General features: G+C 73.1%; 15 protein-coding genes. 5 read left to right on the top strand and 10 right to left on the bottom strand.

Features of this window, described 5'->3' with window-relative positions; genetic code table 11:
* Positions 1-32: 32 nt before the first annotated feature.
* The 5 genes from ABZ454_RS13430 to sigE form a co-directional block, all read right to left on the bottom strand.
* On the bottom strand, positions 33-689 hold the full coding sequence (locus tag ABZ454_RS13430; protein ID WP_356324286.1) for a hypothetical protein: 657 nt from the start codon (positions 687-689) through the stop codon (positions 33-35).
* Positions 690-807: 118 nt separating this feature from the next.
* Positions 808-1,284: a sec-independent translocase gene (locus ABZ454_RS13425; RefSeq protein WP_356324284.1), complete on the bottom strand. Its 477-nt coding sequence runs from the start codon at positions 1,282-1,284 to the stop codon at positions 808-810.
* Positions 1,285-1,383: 99 nt separating this feature from the next.
* Positions 1,384-3,183, bottom strand: a complete 1,800-nt coding sequence (locus tag ABZ454_RS13420) for a trypsin-like peptidase domain-containing protein (protein WP_359537839.1) — start codon at positions 3,181-3,183, stop codon at positions 1,384-1,386.
* 122 nt (positions 3,184-3,305) lie between these two features.
* The gene (locus tag ABZ454_RS13415; RefSeq protein ID WP_359537837.1) at positions 3,306-4,295 is read right to left on the bottom strand and encodes a zf-HC2 domain-containing protein; all 990 of its coding nucleotides are present in this window, start codon (positions 4,293-4,295) and stop codon (positions 3,306-3,308) included.
* Positions 4,292-5,053: an RNA polymerase sigma factor SigE gene (sigE, locus tag ABZ454_RS13410; RefSeq protein WP_356324277.1), complete on the bottom strand. Its 762-nt coding sequence runs from the start codon at positions 5,051-5,053 to the stop codon at positions 4,292-4,294. The genes ABZ454_RS13415 and sigE overlap by 4 nt, the downstream gene beginning before the upstream one ends.
* Before the next feature lie 182 nt (positions 5,054-5,235).
* On the opposite strand from sigE, the gene ABZ454_RS13405 reads away from it, so the two are divergent.
* Positions 5,236-5,901, top strand: coding sequence for an O-methyltransferase (locus ABZ454_RS13405; RefSeq protein WP_356324275.1), 666 nt, complete (start codon positions 5,236-5,238; stop codon positions 5,899-5,901).
* Between the two features lie 110 nt (positions 5,902-6,011).
* Here ABZ454_RS13405 and ABZ454_RS13400 read toward each other — a convergent pair whose 3' ends face one another.
* Complete coding sequence (locus tag ABZ454_RS13400) at positions 6,012-6,179, bottom strand: DUF3117 domain-containing protein (RefSeq protein WP_003966491.1); 168 nt, start codon at positions 6,177-6,179, stop codon at positions 6,012-6,014.
* Positions 6,180-6,493: 314 nt separating this feature from the next.
* On the opposite strand from ABZ454_RS13400, the gene ABZ454_RS13395 reads away from it, so the two are divergent.
* Positions 6,494-7,306, top strand: coding sequence for an enoyl-CoA hydratase-related protein (locus ABZ454_RS13395; RefSeq protein WP_359537835.1), 813 nt, complete (start codon positions 6,494-6,496; stop codon positions 7,304-7,306).
* A 17-nt stretch (positions 7,307-7,323) separates the two neighbouring features.
* On the opposite strand, the gene ABZ454_RS13390 is transcribed toward ABZ454_RS13395, so the two are convergent.
* Together ABZ454_RS13390 and ABZ454_RS13385 are read right to left on the bottom strand one after the other, a co-directional pair.
* Positions 7,324-7,917, bottom strand: coding sequence for a DNA-3-methyladenine glycosylase I (locus ABZ454_RS13390; protein ID WP_356324270.1), 594 nt, complete (start codon positions 7,915-7,917; stop codon positions 7,324-7,326).
* On the bottom strand, positions 7,914-8,327 hold the full coding sequence (locus tag ABZ454_RS13385; protein ID WP_359537832.1) for a DivIVA domain-containing protein: 414 nt from the start codon (positions 8,325-8,327) through the stop codon (positions 7,914-7,916). Before ABZ454_RS13385 ends, ABZ454_RS13390 begins: the two co-directional genes overlap by 4 nt.
* 120 nt (positions 8,328-8,447) lie before the next feature.
* On the opposite strand from ABZ454_RS13385, the gene folP reads away from it, so the two are divergent.
* On the top strand, positions 8,448-9,320 hold the full coding sequence (gene folP, locus ABZ454_RS13380; RefSeq protein ID WP_359537831.1) for a dihydropteroate synthase: 873 nt from the start codon (positions 8,448-8,450) through the stop codon (positions 9,318-9,320).
* A gap of 499 nt (positions 9,321-9,819) precedes the next feature.
* Here the strand turns inward: folP and ABZ454_RS13375 are convergent, their stop codons facing one another.
* Positions 9,820-10,605, bottom strand: coding sequence for a TIGR00730 family Rossman fold protein (locus ABZ454_RS13375; protein WP_356324264.1), 786 nt, complete (start codon positions 10,603-10,605; stop codon positions 9,820-9,822).
* Between the two features lie 96 nt (positions 10,606-10,701).
* Entirely contained in the window at positions 10,702-11,781 is a 1,080-nt protein-coding gene (gene dapE / locus ABZ454_RS13370) for a succinyl-diaminopimelate desuccinylase (protein WP_359537828.1), read from the bottom strand.
* Positions 11,782-11,816: 35 nt separating this feature from the next.
* Here dapE and ABZ454_RS13365 point away from each other — a divergent pair, with 35 nt between their 5' ends.
* Both ABZ454_RS13365 and ABZ454_RS13360 read left to right on the top strand, forming a co-directional pair.
* Positions 11,817-12,764: a hypothetical protein gene (locus tag ABZ454_RS13365; protein ID WP_359537827.1), complete on the top strand. Its 948-nt coding sequence runs from the start codon at positions 11,817-11,819 to the stop codon at positions 12,762-12,764.
* Between the two features lie 285 nt (positions 12,765-13,049).
* Entirely contained in the window at positions 13,050-13,448 is a 399-nt protein-coding gene (locus ABZ454_RS13360) for an ATP-binding protein (RefSeq protein WP_359537826.1), read from the top strand.
* Positions 13,449-13,570: the final 122 nt, after the last annotated feature.

Genomic DNA, 13,570 nt, shown 5'->3' with positions numbered 1-13,570 from the left:
CGCACCGGCCGGCAAACCCGTACCCGGACCCGCTAGGCGTACGACGTGATGTCCTCGACGACCGAGAACCCCAGCCCGTACGCGCTCATCCCCCGCCCGTACGCCCCGATGTGCACACCGTGCGCCGACCCCGCCAGCACCCAGCCGAACTCGGACTCGCGGTAGTGGAAGGGCACCGGCACGCCGTCGACCGGCAGCGACAGCGCCGACCAGGCCGGGCCGTCCAGGTCGTCGGCGAGCTCGAACGCCGTCTCCGTCTGCTGGTCCAGCCAGTCGTCGCGCAGGGTGTGGTCCAGCTGCGGGGGCCAGGTGTAGGCGAGCAGGCCGGAACCCGCCAGCCAGGCGGCGGAGGAGACCGTCGTCGCGTCCAGGACGCCCGTGCCGTCACCGCTGCGCCGCACCGGGCTGCTGGCCACGGTCACGACCACCGCGAACCGCTGCTTGTCCGCCCCGGCCTCGCCCCGTACCGAAGGCTCGTCCCCGTGACCGGTGGAACCGTGCTGCACGGTGCCGTCCGCCGCGGTGCCCACCTGCATCAGCCAGCGGCGCCCGGTGAAGGCCTCGTCCAGTCCGTACCAGGGGAACGGTGCCTGCAGATAGCCGTCGACCGTGAGCCGGGCCGCCGGCGCCCCTTCTGCCGTGACTGTGTCCGGCGCACCATCCGCGCCCACCCGACTCGTTGTCGCCATCTGCCCGGCCGCCTCCTCGATCCGTAGGTCCGGAGCGGCCCGCCCGCCGCGGGCGTTCTCACCATCGGACAGATGGAGAATAGCCATACGGTCCGGACGAGTCGGGATTGGCGGGGTGTCAGGTGGCGTCGGCGTCGAACGGCGGGTGGTCGGCCTCGGCGGCCCGCTCGCGCTTCTTCAGCAGGTCGGGAGCGCCCGCCGAGCCGTTGGCGGCGGTGATCGCGGAGGCGCCCGGCACACCGCTCTTCGCCTCGACGGCAGAGGTCTCGCGCCCGTTCACCGCGTCGGTGACCTCGGCGACCTCCTTGCGCAGGTCGAAGCTCTCCCTGATCTCCTTCAGCCCCAGGTCGTCGTTGCCGTCCATGAGCTGCTTGCGGACGAACGTCTTGGGGTTGAGGTCCTCGAACTCGAAGTCCTTGAACTCCGGGCCCAGCTCCGTACGGATGTCCTCCTTGGCGCTCTCCGAGAACTCCCGGATCTTCCGGATGAACCGCGAGGCGTCCTGAATGACCTTGGGAAGCTTGTCCGGGCCGAAGACGAGCACGCCGATGATCACCAGCGCGACCAGCTCCAGTGGGCCTATGTCATTGAACACCTTGTGGCTCCTCGTGTTCTCCGCGACCAGGTCGGATGAGGCCCGGACCCGGCCCACGGTACCCGGCCGAACTGTCCGGGCGGTAGCTCCTCGTGTCCGTCACGTGCCGGTCGCCGAACCGAGCGTCAACGTCATGGACAGGTCTTTGCCACCTCGGGTCAGCGTCAGCTTCAGCCGGTCGCCCGGCCGGTGCGCGCGGATCTTCACGATCAGTTCCTCCCCGCTGTGCACCCGCCTTCCGTCCACTTCGGTGATGACGTCGCCGGGCCGGATGCCCGCCTTCGCGCCGGGCCCGCCCGCGGTGACGGAGGACTTGCCGTCGGCGCCCTTGGGCCCGACCTTGGCGCCGTCCCCGGTGTACTTCATGTCGAGGCTCACACCGATCACCGGGTGGGTGGCCTTCCCGGTGTTGATGAGTTCCTCGGCGACGCGCTTGCCCTGGTTGATCGGGATGGCGAAGCCGAGTCCGATGGAACCGGCCTGGCCACCCTCCGTGGCCGAGCCGCTGTCGGCGGCGCGGATGGCGCTGTTGATCCCGATCACGTGCGCGTCGGTGTCCACCAGCGGGCCGCCGGAGTTGCCGGGGTTGATCGGGGCGTCGGTCTGGAGCGCGTCGACGTAACTGACGTCACTGCCGTCGCCCTTCTCCCCGCCCGCGGTGATCGGCCGGTCCTTGGCGCTGATGATGCCGGACGTGACGGTGTTGGACAGGTCGAAGGGCGCTCCGATGGCCACCACGGGGTCCCCGACCTGCACGTTGTCGGAGTTGCCCAGTGGCAGGGGCTTCAGCCCGGAGACGCCGCTGACCTTGACCACGGCCAGGTCGTAGCCGCTGTCCTTGCCGATGATCTCGGCGCTCGCCGTCTCGCCGCCGCTGAACGTCACGGTGATCTCGCCGGAGGAACCGGCCGGGGCGACCACGTGGTTGTTGGTCAGGATGTGGCCCTGGTCGTCGAGGACGAAGCCGGTGCCGGTGCCCGATTCGGTGGTGCCGCTGACGTGGAGGGTGACCACGCTGGGCAGGGCGCTGGCCGCTATGCCCGCGACGCTGTCGGGGGCGCGTCCGCCGCCGTTCCTCTCGTCCTGGGGCAGTTCGATCTGGGTGAGGCCGCCGTTGCGCTCGATGTAGGCGCCGATGCCGCCACCGATACCGCCCGCCACGAGTGCCAGGAGCAGCGCGCCGATGAGGACGGGGCCGCGTCGCTTCTTCCGGCGGCCGTCAGGGCCGAGCGGCGGCCCGGGCTGGGTGATGAGCGGCTGCCGGGGTGCGCCCCAGGGGTCGTACTGGACCCACTGCGGCGACGGGTGGTGCGGCTGGGAGGGCGTGGCCTGCGCGGGGATCTGCGGGTGCGGCGGCAGCGGGGGCGGCGCCTGGAAGGCGGGCGCGGGGGCCGGCGCGGGCGCGGCCGTGGTGCCGGCCCCGTTCGTCCCGGCGTACGGCGGGGGCACCGGGGTGCCGTGTGCCGGGGTCGGCCGCTGCACGGGAGGCGCGGGCGCCCAGGGGCCGGGGCCGCCGTAGGGCGGGGTGCTGTACTGGTCGGGCTCGTGGAGCGGCTGGGCGGCCTGCGGCGCGGGGGCGGCGGCCTGGAGCGCCGGGGTTTCGGGCACGGAAGTGCCTGTGGCCGGGGTTCCGGGCGCCGTGGTTTCGGACACGTGGATACCTGCGGCCGGGGTTCCGGGCACCAGGGTGCCGGGTGTCACGTCCTCCGGTGCCGCGTCGTGGTGAGGCGCGTCCTGGGGAGGCGCGTCGTGGGGCGGCTCGCTCAGGGCCGGCGCAGCTGCGGCGGGTCCCGCGTCCTCGACGGGCGACGGCTCCTGAGGCGCTGTGCGCGTGCTGCGCCCCGGCGTGGGCCGGCTCCACCACTTCGCCTTCGGCTCGGTGGTCTTCCCGTCGTCCATGCTCTCCCCGCAACTGCCGTGTCCGGCCTCCGCACGCCCTGCCGAGCGGCGTCCTTCGAAAATCCTGCCGGAATTCAACCAGGTTTACGGATGTGCCGCGCAGCCCCGTACGGAGACCGTCATCAGCGACGGGGCGAAAGCGGCAGGCCGTGATCGGCGGGGGCCGGTGCTCCGGCGGCCGATGTCGGGGTGCGGGACGGTTCCGCGGAGGGCTCCGGGGTGGCCGGGGCGAGTCCGCTGCCGAGCGCGCGGGCGAACAACGGGTTGCTCGCGTCGGGGCGTATCAGCGACGGCGCGGACACGGTGGCCTGGACCGGAAGGGCGAACGGGTTCCTGTTGACACCGCCGGTGCCGAGCAGGGCGGGCGCCGAGGAGAACGCCAGCGGGGCGGCGTTCGCCGCGAGCGAGAACGGGCGGTCGGCGCCGGCCGCGGCGAGCGCCCCACCGCCTCCGCGGCGGCTGACGGCGCCGGTCTGCGCGCGGGCGTCGGCGTCGAGCGGTGCGACGGAGTTGCCCGGGCCCTCGGCCCGCGTGGGGGTGTCGGTGCCCGCGTCCGTCGGCAGGGCGCCGCCGAGCGCGATGGCGGCCAGCGAGACGGCGCTGGCGGCGGCGAAGGCGAACCGGCGTCCGCGCCACGGTGAGCGGTCGCCCTCACGGCCGGTCTCGTGGATCCGGAAGACGGAACCGGCAGGTGCCGCGGGCATCACCGCGGTCGCACCGTGCAGCGTCGGGAGGTAGCCGAAGGCGGTCGGCGGGGTGCCGTCCGAGGGCGATTCCGCGCGGCTGCCCGTGGGGTGCAGCACGGGAAAGATCCCGTCGCCGAAGCGCCCCGGGTCACCCGCGGGTCTTCCCCGGCCGCTGTCGTCACCCCCCGGTCCGCCGGGAAGGCCCTGGAGCCGGGCAAGGAACCCCTCCGAGGGCGAGGGCGGGGCCGACTGCGCGAAGACGCTCTTCAGCCGCCGCTGGGCGGCGGCCTCGGCCTTGCACTTGGCGCAGGTCGCGAGGTGAGCGAGGACCCGGTCACGGGCGTCGTGCTTCAGCTCGCCGTCGACAAGCGCGGCGAGGCGGTCCCCCAGGTGCTGTTCCGCGGAGGTCGGACCTGTGCCGCTCACGCCGATCCGCCCTCCCCTGACACGAGGGCCCCCGCCAGCGAGCGCTGCTCGGCACGGGCTTCGGGCGAACGGTGCCGCAGCGCCTTGCGCAGGTGCGAGCGCCCGCGGTGGATACGGCTGCGCACGGTGCCGAGCTTCACGCCGAGTGTCGCGGCGATCTCCTCGTACGAGAGTCCTTCGATGTCGCACAGCACGACCGCGGCCCGGAATTCGGGCGCGAGGGTGTCGAGCGCCTGCTGGACGTCCGCGTCGAAGTGGGTGTCGTTGAAGACCTGCTGGGGCGACGGCTCACGGCTCGGCAGCCGCTCCGCGGCGTCGTCCCCGAGGGAGTCGAAGCGGATGCGCTGCTTACGGCGGACCATGTCCAGGAACAGGTTGGTCGTGATGCGGTGCAGCCAGCCCTCGAAGGTGCCGGGCGTGTACGTCGACAGCGAACGGAACACCCGGACGAAGACCTCCTGGGTGAGGTCTTCGGCGTCGTGCTGGTTACCCGTCAGTCGGTAGGCAAGGCGGTAGACACGACCGCTGTGCGTGCTGACGATCTCTTCCCATGAGGGCGGCGTCCAAGCCTGGGAGTCCGCATCTGAGGCGAAGGTCGCGGTCGGTGCGGAGTCGTTGGAAGAACGGTCAGCAATGTTGGTCACGGATTTCGGCTCACCCGCCGACCTGAGAAAGCGCCGCAGCACTCCTCCCCGATCCACAGGCGCAGCCGCACCTCCCCTGTCGGCTCTGGTGGTGTCCAGTGGAGCCCCTACCATAGCCACCTCGCCCGTTAGCTCCGGATAAGCCTTTTTCCTGCTGGGGCCGGGGGTCTCCCCGGGAACCGCCGACCCGCGGGTCCCGGTCCCTGTCCGCGGGCCCGGTCCACGCGCTTTCCCCTGCCCTTCTCTAACGCCCGGTCCCATCTGCGGGTTCCCGGGCGCAGCGGATACAGTCACCGTTGCGCCAACTACGGGGACAGGAGAGGGTCATCACCGCCAACCGGCAGACGAGCTGGGCGTTCGCCGACGCCTTTGTCGCCGAGGACGAAGCACTGCGCTGGGCCCGGGACCGGGCACGGGACGCGGGGCTCCGCTCGGTGTCGCCAGGCACAGGCGCAGCCCTGCGCCTGCTCGCTGCCACGACGGACGCCAAAGCGGTGGCCGAGATCGGTACCGGGACAGGCGTCTCCGGCATCTATCTGCTGCACGGCATGCGACCTGACGGGGTGCTGACCACGGTCGACCCGGAGCCCGAGCGCCAGCAGTTCGCCCGTGAGGCGTTCCGGGCGGCGGGGTTCGCCACCAACCGGGCCCGCTTCATCCCCGGCCGCGCCCTCGACGTACTCCCCCGGCTGGCGGACGGCGGGTACGACCTCGTGTTCTGCGACGGCGACCGGCTGGAGAGCCTGGACTGCCTCGCCGAATCGTTGCGCCTGCTGCGGCCCGGCGGCCTGGTCTGCTTCGAGGGCGTCTTCGCGGACGGCCGTACGATCGACTCCGCCGCCCAGCCCGCCGAGGTGCTGCGCCTGCGTGAGCTGCTGCGGGCGGTCCGCGAGAGCCAGGAGCTGATGGCGACGCTGCTGCCGGTGGGCGACGGTCTCCTCTGCGCGGTACGTCGGGGCTGACCCCGGCGGTGCGCCGGGCCGACCCCCCCCGCGCCGCACGTCCCCGGAACGCACCACTGCCCCGGCACGGGAACCGTGCCGGGGCAGTGGTGAAGTGTGGGCGTCTCTGCTCAGCCGACGACCTTCTTGAGGGCATCGCCGAGGGCATCGGCCTCGTCCGGAGTCAGCTCCACGACAAGCCGACCGCCGCCTTCGAGCGGAACGCGCATGACGATGCCCCGCCCCTCCTTTGTCACCTCGAGCGGGCCGTCGCCCGTCCGCGGCTTCATGGCCGCCATGCTCGTTCCCCTTCCTGAAACCAGCTCATCGCAACCGGCGGCCCCATGACAGGCGCTGCCTCACCGGCATCGAACACATTGCTTCCAGGTCATTATCCCGCATCACAGACCCCGATGACCAACATCGCTCTGCATCGCTTGCGCAACGCGCTCGCTCAAAACCACTCAATTCGGCGATCCGACTGCGATACTCCGTCCCCACGCGCCCCTCATCGGAGCGGAATCGTTAGACGCAGGTCACATGTTCGCCCTCGCCGAAGTCGGCCATGCTTGCCTGGACAGGCATGTTGGACGAGGCGCAAAGGGGACCGCACATGGCCGATCACGACGACACCGTGCTCTACGAGGTGAGCGACGGGCTCGCGACGATCACGATCAACCGTCCCGGCGCGATGAACGCGATGAACACGGCCGCCAAGGTGGCGCTGCGGGACGCCCTGCGGTCGGCCGGCGCCGACACCGCCGTGCGGGCGGTTCTGCTCACCGCGGCGGGCGGGCGGGCCTTCTGTGTCGGCCAGGACCTGAAGGAGCACCTCTCCAAGCTGTCCGAGGTCCGCGCGTCGGGCGGCGGCAACGCGCTCAGCACCGTGCAGGAGCACTACAACCCCATCGTGCGGGCGCTGACGGAGATGCCGAAGCCGGTCGTCGCCGGGGTCAACGGCGCGGCGGCCGGCGCGGGGTTCGGTTTCGCACTCGCCTGCGACTACCGGGTCGCCGCCGACACCGCCTCGTTCAACACCTCGTTCGCCGGGGTCGCCCTCACGGCGGACTCCGGTGTCTCCTGGACGCTGCCCCGGCTCATCGGCCACAGCCGCGCCGCCGATCTGCTGCTGTTCCCGCGCTCCATCTCCGCACAGGACGCCCACGACCTGGGCATCGTGAACAAACTGGTGCCCGCCGCCGACCTCGTCGCCGAGGCCACCGCGGTGGCCCGCGCCCTGGCGGACGGCCCCACGGTGGCGTACGCCGCGCTCAAGGAGTCGCTGGCCTACGGCGCCGGTCACACCCTGGGCGAGGCGCTGGAGAAGGAGGACGAACTCCAGACCGGGGCGGGCGCGTCGCAGGACCACGCGATCGCGGTGCAGGCGTTCCTCGACAAGGAGAAGCCGAAGTACCTCGGCCGCTAGCCCGCATCGGACCGGGGCTACGCCGTGGTCCCGCCGCCGCGGGCCACGCAGTCGGCGAGATGGTCGTCGACCAGGCCGCACGCCTGCATCAGGGCGTAGGCCGTGGTCGGGCCGATGAACCGCAGCCCGCGCTTCTTGAGGTCCTTCGCCAGTGCCGTGGACTCCGCGGTGACGGCCGCCACGTCCCCGAGGACGCGCGGGGCGGGGCGGCTCGCCGGATCGGGGGCGTACGACCAGATCAGTTCGTCCAGCTCGCCGTCCCGCCAGCCTGCCAGCACCTGGGCGTTGGCGAGGGTGGCGTCGATCTTCGCCCGGTTGCGGATGATGCCCGCATCGGCGAGGAGGCGCTCCCGGTCCGCCTCGGTGAACGCCGCCACCTTCGGGATGCTGAACCCGGCGAACGCGCTGCGGAAGCCCTCCCGGCGGCGCAGGATCGTCAGCCAGGACAGCCCGGACTGGAACGCCTCCAAGCACAGCCGTTCGAAGAGGGCGTCGTCTCCGCGGACCGGGCGGCCCCATTCGGTGTCGTGGTAGATGAGGTAGTCCTCCGTGGACAGGCCCCACGGGCAGCGCAGTCCGCCGTCCGCCGCCGCTACGGCCCCGCCGCTCATCGCCCGGTCTCCTCGCCGGGGCGCGGGTCCTCGCCCCGCGGATCCGGCGCCTCCCACGGCGCGGGCGGGTGGTCCTGCGGCTGCTTCAGGAGATCGGGGCCGCCGGCTCGCGTCGCCTGGGCGCCGGCGAGCGCCGACTCCAGCTCCGCGATCCGCGCGTCCCGCTCGGCGAGCTCGGCGCCGAGCCGGCCCAGCGCGTCGTCCACCTCGCCCATCCGGTAGCCGCGCACGGCGACCGGCAGCCGCAGCGCCTCGACATCCGCCCGGCCGACCGGGCGCGTCGCGGGCAGCGGGTCCGTCAGCTGCTCGGGCGCCACGTCCTGCAGGACGGCGCTCTTCCCTCCACCGACCACCGCGAGGGTGACCGCGGCCACCACCACCACCATCGCGAGCAGCAAGAACCAGAACACGTGTGTCTCCCCGGGAGCGGAATTCGTCCGGGTCCGATCGTGCCATGAGGTACTGACAGTTAGGGTCGCAGTCGGCTCCGGTGGGCGTTCCGCCGGGCGGATTCGAAGGAGAGACACGGGATGCGAAGCGGTGCGCTCAGGCTGGGGCGGCGCGAGTTCGGTGCGCACGAGCCGGTGATCATGGCGATCGTGAACCGCACCCCGGACTCCTTCTACGACCAGGGCGCCACCTTCCACGACGAGCCCGCGCTGACCCGGGTCGAGCAGGCCGTGGCCGACGGTGCCGCGATCATCGACATCGGCGGGGTGAAGGCGGGCCCCGGCGAGGAGGTCACCGCCGAGGAGGAGGCCCGGCGCACCGTCGGGTTCGTCGCCGAGGTGCGCCGCCGCCACCCGGACGTGGTGATCAGCGTCGACACCTGGCGCCACGACGTCGGGGAGGCCGTCTGCGAGGCCGGCGCCGACGTGCTGAACGACGCGTGGGGCGGGGTCGATCCCAAGCTGGCGGAGGTCGCCGCACGGTACGGGGCCGGGCTGGTCTGCACCCACGCGGGCGGCGCCGAGCCGCGGACCCGGCCGCACCGGGCCGGGTACGAGGACGTCATGGCCGACATCCTGCGGGTGACCGTGGGACTGGCCGAGCGGGCCGTGGACCTGGGGGTCCGGCCGGACGGGATCATGATCGACCCCGGTCACGACTTCGGGAAGAACACCCGGCACTCGCTGGAGGCGACGCGCCGCCTCGGCGAGATGACGGAGACGGCGTGGCCGGTGCTCGTCTCGCTGTCCAACAAGGACTTCGTGGGCGAGACGCTCGACCGGCCGGTGAAGGAGCGGCTGCTCGGCACGCTGGCGACGACGGCGGTGTCCGCGTGGCTGGGGGCGCGGGTGTACCGCGTCCACGAGGTGGCCCAGACGCGGGAGGTACTGGACATGGTGGCATCCATCGCGGGCCACCGGGCGCCGGCGGTGGCGCGGCGCGGGCTGGCCTAGCGGCGGGGGGCTCGCCTGCGGGGGCGGCCGGGCGGGCCGTGCCTACGGGGGCGCGTTCGTTCCCCGCCGCGCCTGCGGGGGCGGCCGGGCGGGCCGTGCCTACGGCTGCGCGTTCGTTCCCCGCCCCGCCTGCGGGGTCGGCCGGGCGGCCCCGCCCGCGGGGACGGCCGGGTGGGCCGTCCTTGCGGCGGGCGCGTTCGTTCCCCGCCTCGCCCCTTCCCGTGACCGGGGCTCCGCCCCGGACGCCGCACCGCACACGCCGGAGGGGCCGGAGGGTGGGTGGGACGGGCCCGGGAAGCACCCGGGCCGGCTCCGGAAGCACGCGGGGACGGGCCCGGGAGCACGCGGGGACGGGCCCGGAAACACGCGGGGACGGGCCCGGGAGCACGCGGGGACGGGCCCGGGAGCACGCGGAACGAGCCGGGGACACGCACGGCGCGCCGCCCGCGACGTGCGGCCCGGAAGCGCGCGGCGAAGGGCGGGCCCCCGGGCAGGCGGCCTACCGGCCGACCTCCTTCGTCACCAGGTCCACCGCCTCGTCCACGTCGTCCGTGACGTGGAACAGCAGCAGGTCCTTCGACGACGCCTTGCCCTGGGCCACCACCGTGTCCCGCAGCCAGTCCACCAGGCCGCCCCAGTACTCCGTGCCGAAGAGCACGATCGGGAAGCGGGTGACCTTGCCCGTCTGGACCAGGGTGAGCGCCTCGAAGAGCTCGTCCAGGGTGCCGAGGCCGCCGGGCAGGACGACGAAGCCCTGTGCGTACTTCACGAACATCGTCTTGCGGACGAAGAAGTAGCGGAAGTTGACGCCGATGTCGACGTGCGGGTTGAGGCCCGACTCGAAGGGCAGCTCGATGCCGAGGCCGACCGAGACGCCGTTCGCCTCCCGCGCCCCCTTGTTCGCCGCCTCCATCGCTCCCGGGCCACCCCCGGTGATCACCGCGAAGCCCGCCTCGACGAGCGCCCTGCCGATGCGTACGCCCGCGTCGTACTCCGGCGTACCGGCCGCTGTGCGGGCCGATCCGAAGACGCTGATGGCGCTCGGCAGTTCGGCGAGTGCGCCGAAGCCCTCGACGAACTCCGACTGGATGCGCATCACCCGCCACGGGTCGGTGTGCACCCACTCGGAGTCGCCCTCGGAGTCCAGCAGCCGCTGGTCGGTCGTGCCGGGCTGCACCTGGTCCCTGCGCCGCAGCACCGGGCCGAGTCGCTGCTCCTCGGGCTTGACCGCTCCTTCGGGGATCTCCGCGCCCTCAGGGATCCTCGCGTCCTCCGGGTTGCCCATGACCTGCTCCCTACGCCGACGTCAGAGCCGCCCTGCGGCGCTCTGTCTCAGGCCAGCGTAGATCCCCCGAGGTTACGGACAGGGGAACGCCCGAGGTCAGGTCGTGAGCCAGGAGCGGAGCCGGTCCTCGCAGTGGGTGATCCGCTCGGTCCGCACGTGCTCGTCGCGCTTGTGCGCGAGGATCGGGTCGCCGGGGCCGTAGTTCACCGCGGGGACGCCGAGCGAGCCGAAGCGGGCCACGTCCGTCCAGCCGAACTTGGGCCGGGCGGTGCCCCCGACCGCCTCCATGAAGGCCTTGGCCGCCGGGTGGGAGAGACCGGGCATGGCCGCGCCGGAGTGGTCGTCGACGATGAATTCGACGACGCCGCAGTCGGCGAAGACCTCGCGCACGTGGGCCAGTGCCTCGTCCAGGCCGAGGTCCGGGGCGTAGCGGTAGTTGACGACGACCGTGCAGGCGTCGGGGATGACGTTGTTGGCGACGCCGCCCTCGATCCGTACGGCGTTGAGGCCCTCGTGGTACTCCAGCCCGTCGATCACCGGCTTGCGCGGTTCGTAGGCGGCGAGCCGGTCGAGGACCGGGGCGGCGGCGTGGATGGCGTTGGACCCCATCCAGCTGCGGGCGGAGTGCGCCCGCTCGCCCTCCATGCGCAGGAAGACGCGCAGCGTGCCCTGGCAGCCGCCCTCGACCTCTCCGTTGGAGCCCTCCAGGAGGACGGCGAAGTCGCCCGTCAGCCAGTCGGGGTGGGCGTCGGCGATGTGCCCGAGGCCATTGAGGTCGGCGGCGACCTCTTCGTTGTCGTAGAAGACGAAGGTGAGGTCGCGGTTGGGCTCGGGCACGGTCGCGGCGATCCGCAGCTGGACGGCTACGCCGGACTTCATGTCGGAGCTCCCGCAGCCCCACAGCAGGCCGTCCGCGTCGAGCCTGGAGGGCACGTTGCCGGCGATCGGCACGGTGTCGATGTGACCGGCCAGCACGACGCGCTCGCCGCGGCCCAGGTTCGTCCTGGCCACCACGTTGTTGCCGTGCCGGTCGACGGTCAGGTGCGGAAGGGTCCGCAGCGCCGACTCGATGGCATCGGCGAGGTCCTTCTCCTCCCCGCTGACCGAGGGGAAGTCGACGAGCCACGCGGTGAGCGCGGGCCCGTCCAGTGTGAGGTCAAGCGTGCTTTCGGCCATGGCTACGACCCTAGTGCCTCGCGTACGGTGGCCCCGTGCCCCGGACCGTTGCGCCTGCCCGCCGACACACCGCCCGCAGCCGCCGTCTGCGCATCACGGCGGCCTTCGCCGTGCTCGTGGCGGTGGCCGGGTACCTGACCGTGCAGTACGTGACGGGCGGCAGAGGCTCCGACCAGTGCACCGTGCGGTCGGCCGACGGTTCGCCGGACGAGGGGCGCACCTACCGGCTGAGCGCGGAGCAGGCGGCGAACGCCGCGACGATCTCCGCGGTCGGCACCACGCGCGGCATGCCGGAGCGCGCGGTGACGATCGCCCTGGCGACGGCGCTGCAGGAGTCCGGGCTGCGCAACATCGAGCACGGCGACCGGGACTCGCTGGGCCTCTTCCAGCAGCGCCCCTCGCAGGGCTGGGGCACCGAGAAGCAGATCCTGGACCCGGTCTACTCGGCCGGGGAGTTCTACCAGCACCTGGCCGAGGTGCCCGGCTACTCGCGGCTGCCGCTCACGGTCGCCGCGCAGCGGGTCCAGCGCAGCGGATTCCCGCAGGCGTACGCGAAGCACGAGCCGGACGCCGCGCTGCTGGCGGCCGCGCTGACCGGCCGGACGCCGGCGGCGCTGAGCTGCGAGCCGCCGCGGAGCACGGCCGGCGCGGGCCGGATGTCGAAGGTCCGTGCCGCCCTGGTGCGCTCCTTCGGCAAGGACGTGCTGCCGGCCGAGGACGACGGGGCGGGCGGACGGGCTCCGGCCGCGGGTGCGACGGCTGCCGGCTCGCTCGCGGTGCCCGTGCGGGCCGACCGCCGTCCGACGCGGGGCGGTGCGCCCCAGCGCGGCTGGGAGCTCGCGCACTGGGCCGTGGCCCAGGCCGATGCGCTGGGCATCGACGAGGTCGCGTACGCGGGCCGGGTGTGGGGCGCCGGATCGGGCTGGCGGACGGAACGCACGGAATCGGACACCACTCAGGTCCGCATGCGCGTCGCGCGTTAGTGCGACCCCTCACCCGTGCAGGGGACCCGCCCCTGCACGGAACGGGCCCTTCCCGGCGCCTCGCACACCGCCTTCGTGCCGTCCCGGCAGCCTTGCGGCGCTTGGGAAGTGACGGTTCGGCAGGTGGTCGCCGCACGCATGGTCCGCCCGGGTTCCTCCGCTTCGGATTATCCGACGCATTGCCCAGTCTTTACGCGGCCCCACCGCAACCTCCCCCACCCCCTCGGCGGTTGTCATGGCGTCCGACCCACGGACAGCCAGTTCTCCCCCCGTCGAAGGAGCATCATGTCCCTCCCCCTGACCCGTCGGATCGCCCGTACCGCGCTGCTGATCGCGGCGGGCGCGGCCCCCGTGGTCGGTGCGGCCGGCGCCGCGGGTGCCGCGGAGCTCTCGCAGGCCCCGGACCTCGGCGGTCTCACCAGCGTCGAGGGTTCCGGTCTCGGCACGGTGACCGATGGCGCGGCCAAGCCGGTCACCGACACCGCGGGCAAGGCCGGCGGCAAGGTCGTCGGCACCACGCTGCCGCTGGCGAGCAAGACCCTCGGGGACGCGGGCGCCAAGGCCGCCCCCGTGGCGAAGACCACCGGCAAGAAGGCCGACGGCACCCTCGGCAAGACGGCCAAGGGCGGTCTGCCCACCGACAACCTGATCGGTCTGCCCACCCAGGGCCAGCGGCTCAGCTGACCGCGGCCCGTCCGTACAGTCACGCGCGAGGGGCCTCGACGATGACCGTCGGCAACGTCGCCGCCCTGCGCCAGAGCGCCACCCGCGCCCGCAGCGCCGTACGACTGCTCGCCTGGTCGTCC

This window comes from Streptomyces sp. NPDC005803 (assembly GCF_040630435.1).
Classification (GTDB): Bacteria; Actinomycetota; Actinomycetes; order Streptomycetales; family Streptomycetaceae; genus Streptomyces.
The sequence above is the reverse complement of the archived record's forward strand: the minus strand, read 5'-3'. Positions and strand labels throughout refer to the sequence as shown.